This window comes from Nocardioides sp. NBC_00368 (genome assembly GCF_036090055.1).
GTDB lineage: Bacteria > Actinomycetota > Actinomycetes > Propionibacteriales > Nocardioidaceae > Nocardioides.
This window is the reverse complement of sequence record NZ_CP107970.1, coordinates 4,757,503-4,779,544: the sequence shown is the minus strand read 5'-3', so window position 1 is coordinate 4,779,544 and position 22,042 is coordinate 4,757,503. Positions and strand designations below refer to the sequence as shown.

Here is a 22,042-nt window from a genome sequence, read left to right as displayed (position 1 = left end):
GTCACCAGCTCCCCTGCTCGGCCTGAAGCAACGGTGACCAGACCCGCATCGCGAGCGCGCCGAAGCGGGAGGTCTCGCCGTCGAACTCCTCGCCGGGCTCGGGTGGGTCGCCGAGACCCGGGATCCCGGACTTCGCACCCCAGGCCCGCACCTGCTCCACGTCGGACTCCTCGCCCTCGTACCGTCCGTCGTTCCACTCCCAGCCGGCCTTGTAGAGCGCATCATCGATGCCGGCCTGGGTGCGCCGCTGGCGGGCGTAGGCGAGCGACGTCTTCAGCGGCAACGGAAGCGGCGCGGAGAGCCCCTTGTCGCGCAACCGCACCAGGTCACGCAGCACGTCGATCGCGGTGTGGTCGAGCGGGCCGAGCTGGGAGAGTCCGAACGGCGTACGCGACCTGGAGTTGCCCGGGCGGCCCAGCGTCCAGGCGCTCCAGGCCCGGTCCTCGTCGGAGGCGGCCAGCGCGACCAGCTGCACCCACGACTCGATCCGCTGCTTCGCGCCCAGGCGGGAGTAGGTCACCGGCGCCAGCCGATCACCGTAGACCTGGGGCACGGTGCCGGTCAGGCGGCGTCCGTCGCCGAGGTCGACCTCGACGTCGACGGCGCGTGCCTGGCCGGTGGAGATGCCCGCGTGGCGCACCCGCAACGCCTCGGCGGCGATCGGCTTCGCCTTGGTGATCACGTCGGTGAGGATGCGCCAGCCGAGCCATTTCGGCGGAAGTACGCCGCGTCGCCACTCCTGCTGCGTCGCCTGCTCCTCCGACATCCCGGCGAGCAGATCGTGCAGCAGCCGGTCGCCCACCGACCACTGCCCCAGCCCGTCGAGCTCGACCGGGAGCGCCTCGGAGAGCGGGTCGTCGTCGCGGGGCAGCGCCAGCTCGAGCCGGTCCCGGAAGAACGCGCGCACGGGCGCACGGTAGAAGGCCAGCAGCTCCTCGAGCGTCACGTCGCCTGTCGTGGCCGGCGTCAGTGGGGCGGGCAGGAGCTCCGGCGGCTCGACACGGTCCGACACCGCGGCGAGAGCGCCGGCCTCGGCAGATCTGTCGAAGGAGAAGGAGTGTCCCGCCACCAGCGCACCTGGCGTCAGGTTGCGCGGGTCGAACGGCTGCAGCGGATGCCGGGTCGTCACGACCTCCTTCACCGGGCGCCCGTCGGCGGAGACCGCGGTCGCGTCCAGCGCGTCGAGCAGCTCCCCGAGCGGCACCGCGGGCGGCCGCGGCTGGCCCGAGTATTCGTTCGCCCCCGTGTAGGTCACCACCAGCGTCTCGGTCGCCGCCAGCAGCGCGTCGAGGAACAGCTGCCGGTCCTCGCTGCGCAGGTCGCGCTCGCCGGTCTGGGGATCGCGGGCGAGCAGGTCGTCGCCGTCGGTGATCCCGACCCTCGGGAACACCCCGTCGTCCATGCCGAGCAGGCAGACCACCCGGTGCGGCACCGACCGCATCGGCACCAGCGTGGACACCGTCAGCGTCCCGGTGCGGAAGTTGGCGCGCGTCGCCCGCCCGGCCAGCCGCGCCCCCAGCAGCGCCCGGACATCGGGCAGCCGCAGCTCATCGACCTCATGGCCTCTGGCGGCGTCCCGGACCCGGGAGAGCTCGCGCGACACCTGGCCCGACTGCCACTCGTCGTTGGCCGAGACCGACGTCAGCGCGGCGACACCCTCCTCGATCACCTTCAGCCAGTGCTCCAGCGGATGCACCCCGGCCAGCTCGTCGGTCACCTGCTCGAGGCGGTCGACGAGCTCGGCGAACCGCCCCGCCAGCTCGACCGAGCCACTGCCCACGTCGTCGAGCGGCAGTGTCGTGTCGAGCCAGGTCGCCGAGTCCTCGGACATCGCCACTCCGGTGAGGATCCGGTCCATCCCGAATCGCCAGGTGTTGGCGACGTACGTCTCCAGCCCGAAGGGCTCACGGTGCTCCGCGTCGAAGCCCCACCTGATCCCGGCGTCCTTGGCCCAGTCCTCGATCTGCTCCAGCGCATCGTCGTTGAGCCCGAACCGGCGCCGCACCGCATCGAGATGAGCGAGATCGAGTACGTCGCTCACCCCTGCCCGGCCGCCGGCCAGGTCGAGCAGCCTGGTGGCCACGTCCAGGAGCGGGTTCGTACGCGTCAGCGACCGGTCCGCCAGCTTCACCCGCAGCCGGTGAGCGGGGTGTCCGGTCTCGCCGATCATCTCGCCGAGCCCGAACCCGGCCTCGATCAGCGGCGCGAAGGTCTCGATGTCGGGGCACATCACCAGCACGTCCCGCGGCTCCAGCGTCGGGTCGTCCTCGAGCAGCCCCAGCAGCACCTCGCGGAGCACCTCCACCTGCCGCGCCTCGCCGTGGCAGGCGTGCACCTGGATCGAGCGGTCCTCCGGTGCGAGCACCCGGGCGGCCGCTTCCCCGACAGTGTTGCCACGGATGTCCGCCTGCAGCCACCCGAGCAGCCGGCCGTCGGTGTCGAACACACCGTCGGTGATCGCCTCTCCGGCGAACCCGTTCAAGGAGCGCTGCAGCTCCCGCGTATCCCGACCCTGTGTCGCCAGCAGCGGATGCCCGACCGCGTCGTGCGACCTGTCGGCGGTCCGGGCCACCGTCCCATCCAGCCCGGCGAGCGCCTCCCACAGGGCCTCCGAGGGATGCGGCAACCACAGGTGCACCTCGCGGTGCTCCCCCAGCGCCGCGACGAGCTCGACGTCGGTCGCCGACAGCCTCGTGTGCCCGAACAAGGAGACCCGCTCCGGCAGCTCGAACTCCCCCGGCGCCTCCTTCAGCTTCGCAACCGTCGCGGCCTGCCGCTCCACCGGCGTCGGTCCGCCGACCAGCCCGGCAACGGCTCGCCACAACGGCGGCTGCCACGCGAGGTCCTCGGCGATCTCCGCGCCGAGCCCGTCCGTGTCCCGCCCCGCACTCCAGTCGGCCACCACCGCCGGCCGCTGGTCCGCGTACGCAGCGAACAACCGCGCCAGCCTTCGGGCCAGCGCCAACCGCCGCCCCCGCCGACGTACGCCTTCCTCCGTCGTGTCCCCGTGGCCCAGATGCTGCGCGAGCGGCCTCGCCCACGCCTCGTCCAGCGACGCATCGATCGCCGCCAGCACCGGCCAGGTCAGCGACTCCGGCGCCCAGGGATCCTCGTCCCCCGTCCCCGCGATCTCGGCGAACAGCGACCAAGGCGTCCTGAAGTCGACCCCCGCGCAGATCCCGTCGGACCTTCCGTCAGCTGCCCCCAGCCGATGCGCCAGCCGCTGCGACAACCACCGCTCCACCCCCCGCGCCGGCACCACCACGACCTCGGTCGCGAACGGGTCCCCCAGCGGCACCGCAAGCAGCTCGCCGAGCGAGTCGGCGAGCAGATCGGTCCGCGGCGCGCGGTGCAGATGTACGACCACAGACCGCAACCTATCGGGAGGTACCGACAGGACACCTCAGGACTCCAATGAGCCATCAGAGCCCTCGTCGATACGCTCCAGGATGTGTACGAGTCCGACGTTAACTGCCGCTGGCTCAGCCCACGAACTTGAAGGTCGGCATCACCTGGTTGATCCACGCATCGATCTGCTTGCGGCTCGCCATCTCAACGCCGAAAGACCACGAGACCGTCACCTGGATGTCCCCGACAAGGGCTCCGTAGAGGTCATAGGTTCGGTTCTCACCTGTTCCACGGATGTGAAAAAACGTCGTTCCGCCGAACTTCACATCTTGAAGGCGCTCGATCTTCGAATAGTCACCGATAACGTTGTTACGGCTTTCCGTCGCGAGTTCGTCAGTGGTCAACGCCAACGTCGAGCCTGCATCGAGAAGGCCGAAGCCGGGCTCATTTCCTTGGTCGTCCTTCGGCGCACCCATGACCTGCGTGACTCCATCCTCCACGCGAACCGTCCAGTCCGGAGGTGTCTTGAACTGCGCGCCGCTGGTCTCGGCCACCTTCCAGTCAGACGCTGACTCAGTCGCCGGTTCAGACGGGGAAGGACTCTGCGTAGGCACGCCACCAGCCGTCGATTCAGGACCTGACGGATCGCCACCACCGCACGCCGTCGCCCCGAACCCCGTGACCAGGAGAGTTGCAACTGTCGCTATCACCACGAAGTTCGGTCGCGTCCGAGAAGTATTCATGCCGCAGAGGGTAGCGGCATCTTCTAAGCGAACCGTTCTCGGTCGACACCCCATGGGGTCTGCTGTTTACTTGGAGCAACATCCGGACACACTCGGGAGGCTGGCGATGACAGGGTCGCGCTCAACCGGGGTCAACAAGCCCCTCGTCAACAAGATCAAACAGGTTCTCATCGACGACACAGTCAAGATCGACAAGATCCACGTTGACAAGCCAAGTGCGGGCGCCCTTGGTGGCAGCAAGACAGGGCAGACCCTTGAAACCCTCATGAACTTGGCCACCGAGCGAATCAACTCCGCCCTGTCGGAAACGTCAAAGGCCATGGTGGCCTTCGTCGACGGGCTCGATGACGCCGTACGCTTCGTCGAAGACGCGGACGAGGATGCGAAAGTCGCTTTCGAAAAGGACATGGCAGCAGCCGTCGGCCTGATCAGCCAGCCATTCTTCGACAATCTGGCTAAGGATGCCCGGCTGAACCTCCCTGATATCGACCTCCCCTTCTTCCCGGACCTCGGAGCGCTGGAGGAAGCGGCTACCCGGGCGAAGTTCGGCCAGGACGAGGAAGGATGAGCACCATGGGTCCCAGAGGCACGATGATGAACATCCTCAAGGAGTACGTCGCGAAGGCTAATCCCGAGGACGTCAACGCTAGGTTGCAGGACTGGGAAACGGCACGGCGAGCCTTTCAAGACCTCGCAACTGACCTTGACCTGGCAGCGACGCGGGTGACGGAGGCGTTCGAGGAGACTTCCTTCACTGCGAGTGCTGCGCAGCAGGCGTTTCGAACCTCATCTACCAAGATGACCAGCAAGGTCCAGCAACTCACCGATGCCATCGCAGCACTCACTGAAGCCCAACTGACAACCAGCCAGGCGCAGAAGACACACGAAAAGCTCGAACAGACGCTTTCGTTCGAACCTGTCTCCGCGCCAGACGCGTCATCGTCTAAGTATGCCCAGTCCGGCCCGGGTATTGATACGGCCCAAGCAGTTCAGAACCAGAAGGCTCTTCAAGCTGATCGCAACGCCTACAACGCCCAGCAGGCAACGATCGCCGACGCCGAGGCTGCCGCTGCCAAGCAGATCGAGATCGTCGATCAGCAGAACTACACCTCCCAGCCCCCTGTTCGCGCCTTGACCGAGGAGCCCGGCACTCCGAACGATCCGGCCCCTCAGCCTCCCTCATCCCCCGGCTCCTACAGCGCGATCGCAGCATCGAAGGCCCGGATGGAGAAGTACAACTCCGGAACCCTCTACCCCGAGGGCTGGGGCCACGAGCTGATCGCCCAGGAGAAGGCGAACATCGCGGCGCAGGAGGCGGAGAACACGCCCGAGTGGAACGGCACCCAGTGGGTGAACGCCGACGGCTCGCCGGCGCCTTCGACGTCGTACGCGATGGTCGAGACGGCTGACGGGCTCGCGCCGCTCGCGGGCGGTACGGGCGGGATGACAGCGCTCGCGATCGGTGGCGGTGGGGCTCTGCTCGGGGCGGGCGTGGCCAAGGCTCTTGCCAGCAAGTTCGCAGCCGGGGCGTCGGCGAAGGCGGCGACGCCCGGAGCCACGTCGAGGTCCGCAGCCGCCAGGGCCGGCGCCGCTGGTGCCCGCGCGGGTGCCGGAGCCGGCGCCGGGGCACGCGGAGCCGGGGCAGGCGCGCGTGGTGCAGGCGCTGGGGCAGGTGCCCGCGGCGCTGGCGGGCGTGGCGCCCGAGGCGGTCCGACCGGAGCGGGGAGCCGCGGCGGGCGCGGCGGAGTCGGCGGGGCCGGCGGCCGGAGCGGCAAGAAGAACGACCGGCGCAACGGCCAGGACCAGGACTGGCAGGCCGACTACAGCGACGACTGGACCGAGACGGCGAGCGACGTCTTGGACCCCAACGCGGCCCGCGGCTGGACCCCGAACCCGCCACAGAGCGACGACACCGACAAGAACGGCCGGAAGGCCTAGCACCACTACGCGAAGAACCGACCGTCGAAGCCGACGGTCGGTTCTTTCGTGCGCGTCAGGCGACCTTGTTCATCTCGCCGGTGTGCTCGATGTCCTCGTCGAGCTGGTGGCGGGCGTCGGGGTGACCGTGGAAATGCTTGTAGGAGTAGCCGAGCACGGCGAGGGCGATGACGCAGGAGCCCAGCAGCGTGATGCCGGTCCAGTCGCCGCCGAGGAGCCAGAAGGACGCCTCGAGGGGCCACCAGTGAGGCGCGGGCGGGTTGATCAGGAAGACCACGCCGACAGCACCGATGGAGAGCGCCCCCAGGGTGGACAGGATGATCCGCGGCCAGGTCTCGACGCCCTCGGCGGCCCCGCGCAGGGCTCGGAGACGGACCGGCTCGACGTAGCGGCGGGCCCAGGCGTACTGGCGGGAGAGCACGGCAAGTCCACCGAAGAGCATCAGCAGCCCTGGGCCGGGCAGCACCATCGCGGCGATCCCGGCGACCACGAGCAGCCAGCCGAGGGTCTCGAAGGCGAGCCGCTTCGCGGCGGCTCCTGCGAGGGACTTCATGTCAATAGCCTGCCATTCGGGGACAACCCCGAGAACTACCAGGGGAATTTTACGAGGGGTCATGCGGCCAGGTCGTACTTCACACCCTCGGGGCTCGGGAACCTCAGCCACAGCACCGCGAGGACGATGTCACCGACGATCGGTACGACCAGGACCAGCTGCCACCAGCCGGAGCGGTTGATGTCGTGCAGCCGGCGCGCACCGAGCGCGATGGTCGGCAGGAACGCGACCAGCGCATAGAGACCGATCACGAGACTCACCACGTCGTTCCGTGCCAGGACGAGGACGATGAGCATCAGAAGGTTCACGAGCATCGGCCAGAGCAGTTCGGTGCGGCTGGCGCGACCCGAGAATGTCGCGTACTTCTTCCAGAACCGCGCGTACGCCTCGGTGATCGAGGCAGCACGAAGCGGCTGGCTAATGGGGATCGTCACGGGCAGGAACCTTAGGTGGCGGAGATCGACTGCGTAAATGTCTGGCCGGGCATCTGTCCCAGATCTAGACAAAGTTCATCTTCCCGTAGGAAACGGACGCACACGGAAACATCGAAGGGCGGCGTACGGAAGAGAATTCCGTACGCCGCCCCCGGCTGTGGTCTCGATCAGGCCTGAGCGGCCTCGTCGATGGCAGCAGCGACGCGCTTGTGCGCCTCCCAGATCTCCTCGGGCAGCTTGAACTGCTTGAGGTGCTCCTCGCGGAAGCCCATCTCCTGCTTCCAGCGGGCCAGGTCGAGGGTGAGGATCCGGTCGAGGTCCTTCTGCGGCAGCTCGAGGCCACGCAGGTCGAGCTCGTCCTCGGTCGGGATGATGCCGACGGGGCTCTGCTGGCCCTTGACCTCACCCTTCTTGAACTGCAGCAGCCACAGCAGCGCGCGCACGTTCTCGCGGTAGCCGGGCCACAGGAAGTGACCGTCGTCGGAGTCGCGCTGGAACCAGTTGACGTGGGCGAAGACCGGCTTGTCGCTGGCCTCGCCGATGATCTTCAGCCAGTGGCGGGCGTAGTCGCCCTCCTCGTAGGCGAGGAACGGACGCATCGACATCGGGTCGTAGCGGAGCACGCCCTCGAGGCCGTCGGCCGCGGCGGTCGCCTCGGCACCCAGGGTGAGGCCGTCGTAGACGCCCTCGGCCACGTCGGTGATCGCGCGGATCAGCGGCTCGCGGTCACGGGTGCGGCCACCGAAGATGATGGCGTCGATCGGCACACCGGCGGCGTCGTCGAAGTCGGGGGCCGCGTTGGGCACCTTCGAGATCGGCGTGGTGAACCGGGAGTTGGGGTGCGCCCACGGCTCACGGAGCTCGGAGTCGAGCCGGTCGGCGAGACGCTCGCCCTTCCAGTCGATCCAGCCGTCGAGGTCGTCCGGGTGGTGCTTGGTGAGCCCCTCCCACCAGACCTCCTGGGTCTTCTCGTTGTAGGCGACGTTGGTGAAGATCGCGCCCGAGCCCGGCAGGATCGCCTCGATGGCGCCCGGGTTGGTCTTCTCGTTGGTGTCCTTGGCGACACCGAAGACGCCGTTCTCCGGGTTGAAGGCGCGCAGCTTGCCGTCCTCGCCGACCCAGATCCAGGCGATGTCGTCGCCGTAGAAGGTGACCTCGTAACGCTCACCGAGGGCGTCGGGCGAGAGCGTCATCGAGAGGTTGGTCTTGCCGGAGGCCGAGGGGAAGCCGCCGACGACGTGGAAGTCCTCGCCGGTCTCCTTGTCCTTGATGCCCAGCAGCAGGAACTGCTCGGCGAGGAACTTCCCGGAGGCGCGGCCGTCGTAGCAGGCCTGGCGCAGGCCGTGGGCGATCTTGCCCAGCAGCGCGTTGCCGCCGTAGGAGGAGCCGAAGTGCAGGATCGTACGCTGGTCGGCGACCGTCGCGAACAGACGCTGGTCGTTGTCGGTCCCCTGCCCGAGGTTGGGCAGGTCGCCGGTCACGTGCACGGCACGGACGAACGAGTTCGGGTCCTCGAGGTTGTTGATGTAGTCGATGCCGACACGGGCCATCCGGATCATCTGCTGCACGACCGGACGGCTGTCGGTGAGCTCGACGCCGGCGGCGTAGGCCTCGAGCGGGCTGCCCGCGGGAGCCATCAGGTAGGGGATGACGTACATCGTCTTGCCCTTGGAGGCGCCGGTCATCCGCTCGGTGAGCGTCTTGACGGTCTCGTCCGCGGGCTTCCAGTTGTTGTAGACGCCCTTGTCCTCCGGGTTGGAGGTGGCGACCACGGTGCGCTCCTCGGAGCGCGCGGTGTCCTTGCTGTAGGAACGGCTGTAGTAGCGACCGCCCGTCACCGGGAGGAGCTCACCGGCCTCCAGCGACTCCTGGAGGAGCCGCTCGTCGTCGGCTGCGCTGACAACCTCGATCTGCTCGGCTCCGGTCACCCCTGCCCAGTAGGAGACATACTCCCGCACATGAGGATTCGTCAGCCCCGCCTCATCGAGGACCTTGTCCACGTCAACCATTCCGACACCCTTCAAAAGTTTCGCCGATTGCAGGCACGTTACCCCAGTTGAAGAGGCCTCCAACCGGGGTACCGTGCACCAGAGTGGGTCATCCATCACGGGCCTGGACAATTGATCGATCCAACCGCAGGCGATGTTCCGATAGCCGGTCCCGATACCCTCGTGACCCCCATGTTTAAGTGAGAAACGCCTCATTTCGGAGGCTCGTCCGTAATGTGGATGTGACGCCGATGTCGCATCGTGACACGAATTACATCTAAGGTTTCGCGGGTGATCCCCCAACACACTTCCGTTGAATTGTTTCAACTCCTGCGCGGTCCAGAGGTCGGCTGATGGACCTCATTCTCGGGACCTTCGCCGCGTCCTTCACCGGAGGACTCTTCCCCGTCATCAACTTCGAGACCTACCTCGCGGTGGCCGCCTCGAACCTGACCTTCTCGGCCCTCATCCTCGCCCTGGTGGCGGGAATCGGCCAGACCAGCTCCAAGGTCCTCTGGTACTACGCCGGCCACGGCACCACCTCTCTCCCCTTCGTCCGCAAGAAGATGGCTTGTGAGAAGTGGCAGCAGCGGATGGCGAAGTGGGAGCGGCGTACGCAGGGCCGGCCCGCCTACGCCGGCGGCCTGCTCGCGGTCGCCGCGCTCAGCGGCCTGCCGCCGCTGGCGATCCTCGCGGTGGTCTACGGCTCGCTCAAGGCCAACCTGATGCTCTTCGTCGGGATCACGTTCGTGGGTCGCGTACTCCGCTCGTGGATGATCCTCGAGGCGGCCGCGTTCGCCTGGTTGCGGACATAGGCCGCGGGCCTAGGGATACCCGGTCGACCGGGTATCCCTGGGCTTGACGGGCACTGAAACACCCTCCAAGTCCAGGAAGTGCCCGTCCGGTACGCCACACCGTCTCGCGATGCGGCCGGCCACGAGCGCGAGACTCGTCGTGCGACGCCAACCGACCGCCATAGAATCCGGCTATGTCGCAGCCTGCTGGATTCGTCGGAGTCACCGCCAACCTCGGTCTCAAGGAGGGCGCTGACGACTTCGCCGTCGTCGCCGCCCCCTCGGGCCCGGTCACGAGCGCGGCGGTCTTCACCCGATCCCGCTTCGCCGGCGCCTCGGTGCTGCTCTCCCGATCCTCGGACCTCACCGCGTTCCGCGGGATGGTGACGATCTCGAAGAACGCCAACGTCGCGACCGGCCCGACGGGCGAGGCCAACGCCCTGGAGGTACGCCGCCTGGCGGCCGAGATCGTCGGGGTCCGCCCCGAGGAGCTGCTGGTCGCGTCGACCGGCGTGATCGGTGTGCAGTACCCGATGGACGTGCTCACGCCCGCCCTGGAGAAGCTCGCCGGCACCGCCGGCGAGGCCGACTTCGAGGCCGCCGCGGCGGCGATCATGACGACCGACACGATCGCCAAGATCGAGACCCGGACCGTCGGTGGGGCGACCATCGTCGGCATCGCCAAGGGCGTCGGGATGCTCGAGCCCGACATGGCGACCATGCTGACCTACTTCTTCACCGACGCCGAGGTGTCCGCCCCCGATCTCGACGCGGCCTTCCGCCGGGTCGTCGACCGCACCTACAACGCCGTCTCGATCGACACCGACACCTCGACCTCCGACACCGCCGCGATCTTCGCCTCCGGGGCGGCGGGCGCGGTCGACCTCGCCGAGTTCGAGGCGGCGCTCTACGACGCCGCGCTCGCCCTGGTGAAGAAGATCGCCTCGGACGGCGAAGGAGCCTCGAAGCTGATCACGGTCTCGGTCGGCGGCGCCCGCGACGACGCCCAGGCCAAGCGGGTCGGCAAGGCCATCGTCAACTCACCGCTGGTCAAGACCGCCGTCCACGGTGCCGACCCCAACTGGGGCCGGGTCGCCATGGCGATCGGCAAGCTCCGCGAGGAGACCGACATCTCCCCCGAGCACGTCCGCATCGCCTTCGGCGGCACCGAGACCTACCCCGCCCAGGTCTCGGCAAATCTATTGGCGGATTTGTCGACTTATCTGTCTGGCGACGAGGTCTCGATCGAGGTCGACCTCGGCATCGCCGAGGGAGAGTTCACGGTCTACGGCTGCGACCTCACCGACGGCTACATCCGCATCAACGCCGACTACACGACCTGACAGTCTTTTCGCTGGTCGAGCCGCGAGGCCGGCTACGGCGGCTCGACCAGCGGGGGACGGCGTCTACCCGACCCGCGCTTGTCCGCCGCCGACCTCGCCGATGAGATCGGAGGCGCGGCGTACGACCAGCTCGACGACGTCGGGATGCGGACCGATGACGTCGGCGACGGTCTCCGCACCGGCGGCCTCGGCACGGGCGCGGACCATGTCGGAGAAGAAGCCGGGGGCGAGCAGGTAGGGCGAGACGGCGTCGCCGGGACGTACGACCTCGCCCAGGGCCGGAGCGCCGGAGCCGGAGACTGTGGCCACGCGGACGGGACCGCCCCAGACCTCCTCCAGCAGCGCGCCCGCCGTCGCGATGTCGGCGCGCGCGTCCGGGTCGTTGGACCCGGCGGCGACCAGCACCACCGGCCGGCCGGGCGTGACGCCGGCGGAGACCAGCCGGGAGACCTGGGCCGAGGCCAGCAACGGGTCGGGCCCGAGCGCGCGACCCATCGTCACCGGCAGCCCCTCGGCGGCCTGCGGCAGGTCGACCTTGATGTGGTAGCCGGTCGAGAGCAGCAGCGGGACCACCACGGATGGCTGCCCCTCCGCCAGGACATCGGTCAGGAGCGGCTCGCAGAGCTCGACGTACGCAGCCTTCGACTCCATCGCGAGCACACGGCCTGCGCGCTTGGCGATGATCGAGGCGACGGCGTTGCCGAGCAGCTGCCGGGTCCCGTGGGCGGCGACGACGAGTCTCATGAGGCCACCGCCAGCCGATAGCCGCGCTTGACGACGGTCTGGATCGTCTTCGTGCCCAGCGCCGAGCGGAGCCGGGCGACCGCCATCTCGACCGCGTGCTCGGAGCCGGCCGTGCCGGAGGGGAGCATGGCGAGCAGGGCCTGCCGGGAGACGACGTTGCCGGGGTTGGCGACGAGCGCGCCCAGGACGGCGGCGGGGGCCGGGGAGAGCTTGACCTCGGCTCCGTCGAGGATGACCGCGTCATCGTGGAGCAGCAGCTGGTGACCGCCGACCAGCTCGATCATCAGTCCGGAGCGACGTAGCGGCAGCTCCGTCTCGAGCATCTTGACCATGGCCGCGGTGCGGGAGCGGTCGGGGACCATCGTCGGCACGCCCCACATCTCGAAGGCGGCGGCGGTCACCGGACCGACGCAGGCCGCGACGACATCGGCCTGGAACGCCGCCACGACCTCGTCGCGCAGGCCGACCGAGCCGGCCGCCTGCATGAACGCGGCCACGGCCGGCGCGGAGGTGAAGGTGACCGCGTCCAGCTCACCGTCGGCCAGGACCTCGACCAGCCGGAACATCGGCTCGGGGTCCGAGGCCGACTCGACCCGGTAGACCACCACGTTGATGACCTCGGCACCCTGCCGGGTCAGTGCGTGCGCGACCATCGACAGCGACTGGCCGTGCTCCTGCACCACGATCCGCTTGCCGGTCAGGTCGCGGCCGCGCAGGTGCTCCAGGACGTCGTCGAACTCCTCCGACTCGGGTGCCCACAGCTCCCGCAGGCCCCGTCGCCGGAGCGCTCCGACCGACTTCGGTCCGCGTGCCAGTATCTCGGCGCCGCCGAGCGTCTCCAGCAGCCGGTCGAGCAGCCCCCACTCCTCGGCCGCGTCGAACCAGGTACGCATCCCGATGCCGGTCGTCGCGAGGAACATGTCGATCTTCTGGCCGATGATCTGCTCGGTCACCGCGCGCAGCGCACCGGCGTCGACCCGGTTGGGGTCGACGGAGAGCGCGGGCGCCCAGACCACCTGGGAGCCTCGCCTCTCGAGCAGGTTGATCTGCTCCTCGGCCTTCCGCGCCGCGGTCACCCCGACGCGGAAGCCGCTCAGCGCGCCACTGTCCACATCGGAATCGTAGATCTCCTGAGCATTCTGCACCGCCATGCTTCCACCTTGCGGCGGCAGCGTTTCGTCGTACGCGGGCTGCTCGATCGTCGGCGCTAACTTTCGCTCACGGCCTCACAGGCGTGATCTACCCCCGGCGGGCCCCGATGCGGACCTCGCCGTCGACGACCTCGACCTCGTAGGTCGCGACCGACACCGACGGGTCGTCGAGGCACAGACCGGTCTCGAGCGCGAACGGCTGCTTGAGCAGGGGCGATGCGACGAACGGCACCTCGCCACGCGTGCCGACGATGCCCCGGGCGAGCACCGAGGCGTGGCCGTACGGATCGAAGTTGGAGAGCGCGAAGACGCGGTCGTCGAGGGTCCGGAAGACGGCCACGGCCTCGCCCCTGACCAGCGCAGCGATGCCGGTCTCGGGGTCGATGTCGTCGAGGCGACAGACGGAGATGTACGTCTGGGTCTGCGTCTGGGTCATCGCGACTCCTCCAGGTTGGGTGCGCCGACAGGGATGGTGGCACCGAGCCCCACCGGTCCGACAACAGCCGGGCCGTCAGCGACGTCCGGCACGATCTGGCCACGGGTGGACCCGAAGGAGATGTTGGGGTCCGGGATCTCGGGGGCGTTGACGAAGGAGACGAACCGCTTGAGCTTCTCCGGGTCCTCGATCGTCGCCTTCCACTCGTCGAAGTAGCCGTCGACGTGCGTGGCCATCGCGGCCTCGAGCTCGGTGCCCAGGCCGAGGACGTCGTCGACCACGACCTCGCGGACCCGGTCCAGGCCTCCGTCGAGGGAGTCGATCCAGGTCGAGGTGCGCTGGAGGCGGTCGGCGGTACGCACGTAGTACATCAGGAAGCGGTCGAGGTAGCGGACCAGCTCCTCGGTGCTCAGGTCGCCGGCGAGCAGCTGGGCGTGCGCCGGGATGGCGCCACCGTTGCCCCCGACGTACAGGTTCCAGCCCTTCTCGGTGGCGATGACACCGAAGTCCTTGCCGCGGGCCTCGGCGCACTCGCGGGCGCACCCGGAGACGCCACCCTTGAGCTTGTGCGGCGAGCGCAGCCCGCGGTAGCGGGTCTCCAGCATGATCGCGAGGCCGACGGAGTCCTGGACGCCGTAGCGGCACCAGGTCGAGCCGACGCAGGACTTCACGGTCCTGAGCGACTTCCCATAGGCATGGCCGGACTCGAACCCGGCGTCGACCAGGCGCTTCCAGATCGCGGGCAGGTCCTCCATGCGGGCGCCGAACATGTCGATGCGCTGGCCACCGGTGATCTTGGTGTAGAGGCCGAACTCCTTGGCCACCTCACCGATCACGATCAGGCCCTCGGGCGTGATCTCACCACCGGGGATACGCGGGACGACCGAGTAGGAGCCGTTCTTCTGGAGGTTGGCCAGGTAGGCGTCGTTGGTGTCCTGGAGCTTGCGGTTCTCCTTCGCCAGCACGTGCCCGTTGAGCTGGCTCGCCAGGATGCTCGCGACGGCGGGCTTGCACAGGTCGCAGCCGCGGCCGGTGCCGTGGGCCTCGATGATCTCGTCGAAGGTCTTGTAGCCGTGGATCAGCACCACGTCGAAGAGCTCGGCGCGGGTCATCTTGAAGTGCTCGCACAGCGAGGTGTCGACGGTCTTTCCCTGGGCGGTGAAGTAGTCCTCGACGATCTTCTTCACCTGCACCTTGCAGGAGCCGCAGGTGCTTCCCGCCTTGGTGGCCTTGGTGACGTCCGCGGCGCTCTCGCAGCCGTTGTCGACGGCCGCCTCGATGTCACCGCGGGTGACGTTGTTGCACGAGCAGATCTGCGCCTCCGGCGGAAGCTGGATCCCTCCCCCACCGCCCGTGGACTGGGGGAGGATCAGCTCCTCCGGGTTCTCCGGAAGCGTCATGCCCGAGGCGACCATCGGCCGGAGCAGCCCGTAGGCGCTCGCGTCGCCGACCAGCACGCCGCCGAGCAGGCGGGTGCCGTCCTCGCTGATCACCAGCTTCTTGTAGACGCCCGCGACGGCGTCGGAGTAGGTGAGCTCGAGGCACTCCTCGGTGGTGCCGTGCGCGTCACCGAAGCTGGCGACGTCGACGCCGAGCAGCTTGAGCTTCGTCGACATGTCGGCACCGGTGAAGGTGCCGGCACCGCCGAGCAGGGCGTCGGCGACGACCTCGGCCATGTCGTAGCCGGGGGCCACCAGGCCGTACATCTTCCCGCCGGGGGCGGCACACTCGCCCACCGCCCACACGTGCGGGTCGGAGGAGCGGCACTGCTCGTCGACGAGCACGCCGCCGCGCTCGGCCAGGTCCAGGCCGGCCGCGCGGGCCAGCGCGTCCCGCGGCCGGATGCCGGCGGAGAAGACGACCATGTCGACCGCCAGCGGCTCCTCGACGTCCTTGAACTTCAGCGCGCTGACCCTGCCGTCGAGGATGCCGTCGGCGTCCTCGTCGACGACCGCGATCTCCTCGATCGAGTCCGGCGAGATCGATTCCGTCATCACCCCGGTGTGGACGGTGAGGCCGAGCTTCTCGATGTGACGCTTCAGCGTGTTGCCGCCGGCGTCGTCGACCTGGACGGCCATCAGCCGGGGCGCGAGCTCGACCACATGGGTCTCGACCCCGAGCTGGTGCAGCGCGTTGGCGGCCTCCAGCCCGAGCAGGCCACCGCCGATCACGGCACCGGCCTTCGCGGTCTTCGCAGCCTCCCGGATCGCCTCGAGGTCCTCGATCGTGCGGTAGACGAAGACGTTCCCGAGCTCCGAGCCCGGCACCGGCGGCACGAACGGTGCCGCTCCGGTGGCGAGCACCAGCTCGTCGTACGCCATCTCCTCGCCGTCGGCGAGCATCACCGTCTGGGCCGCCGGGTCGATCTCGACGACGCTCGTGCCGGTGCGCAGCGTGACCCGCGGGTCCTCGTACACGCCGGAGGGTAGGAAGGAGAGTGCCTCGGCGCCGACCTCGAAGAAGCTGGTGAGGGCGACCCGGTCGTACGCCGGACGCGGCTCCTCACCGAAGACGACGATGTCGTGGGTCTCGGTGAGACCGCGCTCGATGGCGGCGGTCACGAAGCGGTGACCGACCATGCCGTGGCCGACCACGACGACCTTCTTGCGGAGGTGAGGGCTCATGATGTTGTTCCTTCCACACTGAGCTGCCCGTTACTGATCTGGCTGGCACTGATCTGGCTGGCACTGATCTGGCTGGCACTGATCTGGCTGGCGTTGAGCTGGCTGCCACTGGGCCGAGTCGCCAGAAGCTGACGTACGGTCGGCGCGCAGCCGCCGCAGCCGGTGGTGGCGCGGGTGGTGTCGCGTACGTCCTCGAGGGACCGGCACGCCCGGATCCGGCCGGCGCTGACACCGGCGCAGGCGCACACCTCCGCGTCGTCGGGGAGCTGCGGGATCCCGGAGCCCGACGAGGACGGCTCGGGCAGCAGCAGCTGTCCGGCCTCGTGCTCGCCGAGGACGGTCTGGCGGTCGAAGGCCTGGGTGATCAGGCCGACCCGGCTCAGGTCACCGACGAGGGCGCCGGCGACGATGCGGCCGTCGCGTACCACCAGCTTGCGGTGGGTGCCCTTGATCGGGTTGGCGATCTCGACGACCTCGCCGGTCTCGTTCTCGGGCTCGCCGAGGACGCAGACATCGAGGTCGGTGGCGCGCAGGCGGGCGACGACGCGGTGTCCCTCATAGGCCGCCTGGTTACCGGCGAGGACCTCGGCGAGGACACCGGCCTGCTCCCAGGCCGGGCTCACGAAGCCGGTGGTCGTCGCGTTGTGCTCGGCGCAGTCGCCGATCGCATAGACGTCGGGGTCGTCGACGCTGCGGAGCTGGTCGTCGACGACGATGCCGCGGTTGACGGTGAGCTCGGCACGACGGGCGAGGTTGGCGCGGGGGCGGCCGCCGGCGGTGAGCACCACCAGGTCGGTCTCGAGGGTGTAGCCGTTGTCGAGCTTGAGGCCCTCGTCGGTCAGCCGGGTCGCCCGGGCGCCGAGGTAGACCTGGGTGCCGAGCTTGGCCATCGACCGCTTCAGCACCTTGCCTGCCGACGCGTCGACCTGGCTGCTGAGCAGGTGGTCACGACCCTCGACGATCTCAGTCTCGATCCCGCGCACCGCGAGGGCGCGGGAGACCTGGAGCCCGAGCAGGCCACCGCCGACGATCACCGCGCTCCGCGGGTGGTCGTGCAGCGTGTCGAGCAGCCGCGCGCAGTCGTCGAGGCTGCGGAACGCCTGCACCCGCGGGTCCATCGAGCCGTCCATCCGCACCACGCCGCGGATCGGCGGCAGGCTCGGGATCGCCCCGGTCGCCAGTACGACGGCGTCGTAGGGGATCCGCGTCCGGTCGGCGAGCTCGACCGTCTTGGTGTCGCGGTGGATGTCCACGACGAGGCTGTTCAGGCGGAGGTCGACCCCGCGGTCGGCGTACCACTGCTTCTCGCGCAGCGCGAGCGCCCCGGGGCGGTGGGTGCCCTCGAGCACCGCGGAGAGCAGGATCCGGTTGTACGGCACGTGCTGCTCCTCCGCGAGCACGGTCGTCTGCGGGCCGAGGCCGCGCGCGACCAGTCCCTCGACGAGCCGGGCCGCGGCCATGCCGCCACCGATGATGACGATCCGCTTCCCGGTCGTGGGCTCGGTCGTGGGCTCGCTCATGGGCTCGCTCATGCGCTCACCGCCGCGGCACAGACCTTGAACTCCGGCATCCGGCTGGAGGGGTCGAGGGCGTCGTTGGTGAGCTTGTTGGCGCCGACCCAGTGGAAGGGCACGAAGACCGTGTCCGGGCGGATCGTGGTCACGATCCGCGCGGGCGCCTTCATCTCGCCGCGCGGGGTGCGGACGACGACCGGGTCACCGTCGTGCGCCCCGACGCGGTCGGCCAGCAGCGGGTGGAGCTCGACGAAGGCGCCCTCGTCGGGGAGGTCCTTGATCCGTCGGGTCTGGGCACCGGACTGGTACTGCGCGAGCACCCGGCCGGTGGTCAGGTGGAGCGGGTAGTCGGCGGTCGGCTGCTCGGCCGCGCCGCGGTGGTCGACGTCGATGAAGCGGGCCCGGCCGTCGGCGTGGAAGAAGGAGTCGGCGAAGAGGCGCGGGGTGCCCTCGGTGTCTTCCGGGCAGGGCCAGAAGACGCCGTCCTCCTCGCGGATGCGGTCGTAGGTGATGCCGCTGTAGTCGGCCTTGCCGCCCTTCGTGGCGGCTCGGAGCTCCTCGAAGATCTCCTCGGGGTCGGTCGACCAGGTCGGTCCGGGTAGTCCAGGGAGTTCCGGTCGGTCTACCGGTGAGTAACCGACGGAAACTCCCTGGACTACCCCGAGACGAGCCGCCAGTCCCGCGATCACATCCAGATCGGAACGTACGCCGTCCGGCGGGGTGACCGCCGCCTGCCGCAGGATGACCCGACCCTCGAGGTTGGTCATGGTGCCGGTCTCCTCGGCCCACTGGGTCACCGGCAGCACCACGTCTGCGAGCGCGGCGGTCTCGCTCATCACCATGTCGGCGACCACGAGCAGGTCGAGGGACGTCAGGCGCGAGGTGATGTGGGTGGCGTTCGGGGCAGAGACCACGATGTTGGAGCCGAAGACGAGCAGGCTCTTGGGGCCTTCGGGGGTGCCGAGCGCGTCCAGCAGCTCGTAGGCGGAGCGGCCCTTGCCGGGGATGGTCTCCGGGTCGACACCCCAGACCGCTGCGACGTGCGCGCGGGCCGCAGGGTCGTCGATCATCCGGTAGCCGGGAAGCTGGTCGGCCTTCTGGCCGTGCTCGCGGCCGCCCTGGCCGTTGCCCTGTCCGGTGAGACAGCCGTAGCCGGCGTACGCCTTGCCGGGCATGCCGAGGGCGAGCGCCACGTTGAGCCAGGCCAGGACGGTCGCGGTGCCCTGGGCGTGCTGCTCGGCGCCGCGGGCGGTCAGGACCATGACCTTCTCCGCGTTCGCCAGCAGGGAGGCCAGCTCGCGCAGCTGCGCGGCCTCGACCCCGCTGACCCGCTCGACCATCTCCGGCCACCAGGCAGCCACGGAGCGGCGTACGTCCTCGAAGCCTGTGGTCCGCTCGGCGATGTAGTCCTCGTCGACGGCGCCGGCCGCGTCGAGCAGGTGCAGGACCCCGAGCGCGAGGGGCAGGTCGGTGCCGGGGACCGGCTGGAGGAAGAGGTCGGCACGCTCGCCGGTCGGGGTCAGCCGCGGGTCGATGACGACGACCTTGCCGCCGTTCTCGCGCAGCCGATCGAGGTGACGGGCCGCCGGCGGCATCGTCTCGGCCAGGTTGGAGCCGACGAGCACGCAGACGTCGGTCCGCTCGATGTCGGCCAGCGGGAACGGCAGCCCGCGGTCGACGCCGAAGGCCTGGTTGCCGGCCGAGGCCGCGGAGCTCATGCACCAGCGGCCGTTGTAGTCGATCTGGGAGGTGCCGAGGGCGACCCGGGCGAACTTCCCGAGCTGGTAGGCCTTCTCGTTGGTCAGCCCGCCACCGCCGAAGACCGCGTTCGCGTCGGCGCCGTGGGCGTCGCGCAGGTCGGCGAGCTTCGAGGCGATCAGGTCGAGGGCCTCGTCCCACGTCGCCGCGGTCCACTCCCCCGTCGCCCGGTCGCGCACCATCGGCGTCGTCAGCCGCTCCCGGCTGCCGCGCAGCCCGGTCGCCGTCCATCCCTTCCGGCACAGAGCACCCTCGTTCACCGGGAACGAGCGCTCACTGACCTCCAGCCGGGGACCCTTGCGGACAAGGGTCATCCCGCACTGCAGACTGCAGTAAGGACAGTGGGTGTCGGTCACGCGTACTCACACCGTTTCGGGTCGGGGGTGGGCGACCTCTACATTCCGGTGTCAACGTTTCGCGCCGATCGGCTCTCGGTACCCCTTCCGTCAACTTCCTCTCACCACCTCACAGATGGTGCGGTCGAAGCGGCTGTGATCAGGGAGTACGCCGCCGCAGCGTCGCCGAGCCGAGAGCGAGGCCGGCCACGACGAACCCGCCGACGACGGCCAGGTCGGTCCAGACGTCGCCGGTCTCGGTGGAGGTGACCAGGTGGGTCATCGCATCGACGGCGTAGGAGAGCGGGAGTACGTCGGAGATGGCTTCGAGGACCGTCGGCAGCGAGTCGCGCGGCACCAGCAGCCCGCACAGCAGGATCTGCGGGACCACGATCGCCGGCATGAACTGCACCGCCTGGAACTCGGTCGTGGCGAAGGCCGAGACGAGCAGCCCGAGCGCGGTGCCGAGGACGGCGTCGACGATCGCGACGACCACGAGGAGGGCGACCGAGCCGGTGATCTCCAGCCCGAGGAGACCCACGCTGACCGCGACGGCAACGGCCGACTGCACGGCGGCCAACAGCCCGAACGCGAGCGCGTAGCCGAGCAGGAAGTCGCCCTTGCCCAGCGGCATCGCGAGCAGCCGCTCGAGCGTCCCGGAGGAGCGTTCGCGCAGCGTGGTCACCGAGGTCACCAGGAACATCACGATGAACGGGAAGATCGCCAGCAGGGCCGGGCCGATCCGGTCGAAGATGGGTGCGGGCGACTCCTCGTACATCCACCACAGCAGCGACATCAGCAACGTCGGCAGGACCACCAGCATCACCAGGGTGCGGTGGTCGCGCCGGATCTGGGCGAGCACCCGCCCGGTCACCGCGAGGGTCCGTCGAAGGCTCATCGCACTGCTCCCTTCACCAGGGCCAGGAAGGCCTGCTCGATGTCGTCGGCGCTCGCCTTCTGCTTGATCTCCGCCGGGCTGCCGTCGGCGAGGAACGCCCCCTCGCGCATCAGCAGCAGCCGGTCGCAGCGCTCGGCCTCGTCCATCACGTGGCTGGAGACGACGACCGCGGCACCCGCGGCGGCCAGGTCCCGGAACGTGTCCCACAACTGCTCGCGCAACACCGGGTCGAGCCCGACGGTCGGCTCGTCGAGCACCAGGAGCTCCGGCGAGCCGAGCAGCGCGGCGGCGAGGCCGACCCGTGAGCGCTGACCTCCGGAGAGGTCACGTACGACCTGGTCCTTGTGGTCGGTCAGGTCGACCGTCTCGATGGCGGCGGCGACCGACGACCGCGGCGCACCGAGCACCCGGGTGAAGAACCTCAGGTTCTCGGTGACCGTCAGGTCCTCGTAGACGCTGGCGTCCTGCGTGACGTAGCCGATCCGCGGGCGCAGCGCCGCCGAGCCCGCCGGGCGGCCGAGGACCGTGAGCGACCCGGTGACCTTCGCCTGCACGCCGACCATGGCGCGCATCAGCGTCGTCTTGCCGCACCCGGACGGTCCGAGCAGCCCGGTGACCTCACCTGCCCGGATGGAGAAGTCGAGGCCATGGAGGACCTCGCGCTTCCCGCGTACGACTCGGAGACCTGATGCCTCCACCACGTTATTCATCACATGATGAAATGTGGCACGACGCGGCGTCGCGCGCAAGAGGACTACGGCAAAGGCCCGGTCAGATAGCCCTGGACCACCGGCGCGTACGTCGCGACCAGCGTTTCCGCGGGCGCCGAGGCGAGCGGCTCGATGCGGGCGATGTAGCGCAGCGCGACCAGCCCGACCAGCTGCGAGGCCACCAACGTGATCCGTCGCTCCGGTTCATCGAGCTCGAGCGCCTCGCTCACCGGGCCCAGGATCAGCCTGCCGAAGGCGTCCGGCACCAGAGCCTTCCCTTCCGGCTCGAAGGCGCTGCGCATCAACGCCATCAGCGGGAGCCGGGACTCCTCGTCGTCCCAGACACTCAGGAGGAGACGTATGAGCCGCTCCCCCACAGCGTCGCGACCCCCGGCAGCCACCACCGGCACGACGTCTCGAGGGTCGACCCGCAGCTCCAGCGAGGCGACGAAGAGGTCCTCCTTGGTGCCGAAGTAGTGGTGTACCAGAGCGGAGTCGACGCCGGCCTCGGTCGCGATCCCGCGGACGGAGGTCGCGGCGTACCCATGCTGCGCGAAGCGCTGCCGAGCCACCGCCAGGATCGCCGCTCGTGTGTCCGGTGAACCGGGCCTGCGCCCTCGCCGCGGTGCCGTCGTGCTCATGCGACCACCTCCGTAGCGCAAGCGCGAGAATACGGACGCGGTCGCCTGATGCGCTGACGGTTCACTCGCTGACGCTCGCTCACGAGAGCA

At 69.4% G+C, this 22,042-nt stretch carries 18 protein-coding genes; 4 read left to right on the top strand and 14 right to left on the bottom strand.

Translation table 11 applies throughout. The features are described 5' to 3' along the window. Nucleotide 1: 1 nt before the first annotated feature. Nucleotides 2-3,367: an exodeoxyribonuclease V subunit gamma gene (gene recC, locus OG984_RS22795; protein WP_328528465.1), complete on the bottom strand. Its 3,366-nt coding sequence runs from the start codon at nt 3,365-3,367 to the stop codon at nt 2-4. A 115-nt stretch (nt 3,368-3,482) separates the two neighbouring features. Further along, entirely contained in the window at nt 3,483-3,902 is a 420-nt protein-coding gene (locus OG984_RS22790) for a hypothetical protein (RefSeq protein ID WP_328528464.1), read from the bottom strand. 187 nt (nt 3,903-4,089) lie between these two features. Here OG984_RS22790 and OG984_RS22785 point away from each other — a divergent pair, with 187 nt between their 5' ends. Both OG984_RS22785 and OG984_RS22780 read left to right on the top strand, forming a co-directional pair. Next, on the top strand, nt 4,090-4,659 hold the full coding sequence (locus OG984_RS22785) for a hypothetical protein (protein ID WP_328528463.1): 570 nt from the start codon (nt 4,090-4,092) through the stop codon (nt 4,657-4,659). A 26-nt stretch (nt 4,660-4,685) separates the two neighbouring features. Then, nucleotides 4,686-6,029, top strand: coding sequence for a hypothetical protein (locus OG984_RS22780; RefSeq protein WP_328528462.1), 1,344 nt, complete (start codon nt 4,686-4,688; stop codon nt 6,027-6,029). A 55-nt stretch (nt 6,030-6,084) separates the two neighbouring features. On the opposite strand, the gene OG984_RS22775 is transcribed toward OG984_RS22780, so the two are convergent. The 3 genes from OG984_RS22775 to OG984_RS22765 all read right to left on the bottom strand — a co-directional run bounded on the left by OG984_RS22775 (nt 6,085) and on the right by OG984_RS22765 (nt 9,025). Then, nucleotides 6,085-6,582, bottom strand: coding sequence for a PGPGW domain-containing protein (locus OG984_RS22775; RefSeq protein ID WP_328528461.1), 498 nt, complete (start codon nt 6,580-6,582; stop codon nt 6,085-6,087). Nucleotides 6,583-6,641: 59 nt separating this feature from the next. After that, complete coding sequence (locus OG984_RS22770) at nt 6,642-7,016, bottom strand: DUF805 domain-containing protein (protein ID WP_328528460.1); 375 nt, start codon at nt 7,014-7,016, stop codon at nt 6,642-6,644. Nucleotides 7,017-7,183: 167 nt separating this feature from the next. Then, nucleotides 7,184-9,025, bottom strand: a complete 1,842-nt coding sequence (locus OG984_RS22765; RefSeq protein ID WP_328528459.1) for a phosphoenolpyruvate carboxykinase (GTP) — start codon at nt 9,023-9,025, stop codon at nt 7,184-7,186. Nucleotides 9,026-9,357: 332 nt separating this feature from the next. Here OG984_RS22765 and OG984_RS22760 point away from each other — a divergent pair, with 332 nt between their 5' ends. After that, nucleotides 9,358-9,819 (top strand): hypothetical protein, encoded by a 462-nt coding sequence (locus tag OG984_RS22760; protein WP_328528458.1) that lies wholly within the window; start codon nt 9,358-9,360, stop codon nt 9,817-9,819. Between the two features lie 173 nt (nt 9,820-9,992). Beyond that, on the top strand, nt 9,993-11,141 hold the full coding sequence (argJ, locus tag OG984_RS22755) for a bifunctional glutamate N-acetyltransferase/amino-acid acetyltransferase ArgJ (protein ID WP_328528457.1): 1,149 nt from the start codon (nt 9,993-9,995) through the stop codon (nt 11,139-11,141). A gap of 63 nt (nt 11,142-11,204) precedes the next feature. On the opposite strand, the gene OG984_RS22750 is transcribed toward argJ, so the two are convergent. The 9 genes from OG984_RS22750 to OG984_RS22710 form a co-directional block, all read right to left on the bottom strand. Next, nucleotides 11,205-11,885, bottom strand: a complete 681-nt coding sequence (locus OG984_RS22750; protein WP_328528456.1) for a sirohydrochlorin chelatase — start codon at nt 11,883-11,885, stop codon at nt 11,205-11,207. Beyond that, nucleotides 11,882-13,036: a uroporphyrinogen-III synthase gene (locus OG984_RS22745; protein ID WP_328528455.1), complete on the bottom strand. Its 1,155-nt coding sequence runs from the start codon at nt 13,034-13,036 to the stop codon at nt 11,882-11,884. Before OG984_RS22745 ends, OG984_RS22750 begins: the two co-directional genes overlap by 4 nt. Nucleotides 13,037-13,124: 88 nt before the next feature. After that, nucleotides 13,125-13,472, bottom strand: a complete 348-nt coding sequence (nirD, locus tag OG984_RS22740) for a nitrite reductase small subunit NirD (protein WP_328528454.1) — start codon at nt 13,470-13,472, stop codon at nt 13,125-13,127. Beyond that, a complete protein-coding gene (gene nirB, locus OG984_RS22735; RefSeq protein ID WP_328528453.1) occupies nt 13,469-16,096 on the bottom strand; it encodes a nitrite reductase large subunit NirB in 2,628 nt (875 codons plus the stop codon). The genes nirD and nirB overlap by 4 nt, the downstream gene beginning before the upstream one ends. Next, nucleotides 16,093-17,628 (bottom strand): FAD-dependent oxidoreductase, encoded by a 1,536-nt coding sequence (locus OG984_RS22730; RefSeq protein ID WP_328528452.1) that lies wholly within the window; start codon nt 17,626-17,628, stop codon nt 16,093-16,095. Before OG984_RS22730 ends, nirB begins: the two co-directional genes overlap by 4 nt. Then, complete coding sequence (locus OG984_RS22725; RefSeq protein ID WP_328528451.1) at nt 17,625-19,724, bottom strand: molybdopterin oxidoreductase family protein; 2,100 nt, start codon at nt 19,722-19,724, stop codon at nt 17,625-17,627. The genes OG984_RS22730 and OG984_RS22725 overlap by 4 nt, the downstream gene beginning before the upstream one ends. A gap of 139 nt (nt 19,725-19,863) precedes the next feature. Beyond that, on the bottom strand, nt 19,864-20,601 hold the full coding sequence (locus OG984_RS22720; RefSeq protein ID WP_328528450.1) for an ABC transporter permease: 738 nt from the start codon (nt 20,599-20,601) through the stop codon (nt 19,864-19,866). After that, nucleotides 20,598-21,311, bottom strand: coding sequence for a heme ABC exporter ATP-binding protein CcmA (ccmA, locus tag OG984_RS22715; protein WP_328528449.1), 714 nt, complete (start codon nt 21,309-21,311; stop codon nt 20,598-20,600). Before ccmA ends, OG984_RS22720 begins: the two co-directional genes overlap by 4 nt. 44 nt (nt 21,312-21,355) lie before the next feature. Next, complete coding sequence (locus OG984_RS22710; RefSeq protein ID WP_328528448.1) at nt 21,356-21,952, bottom strand: TetR/AcrR family transcriptional regulator; 597 nt, start codon at nt 21,950-21,952, stop codon at nt 21,356-21,358. Nucleotides 21,953-22,042: the final 90 nt, after the last annotated feature.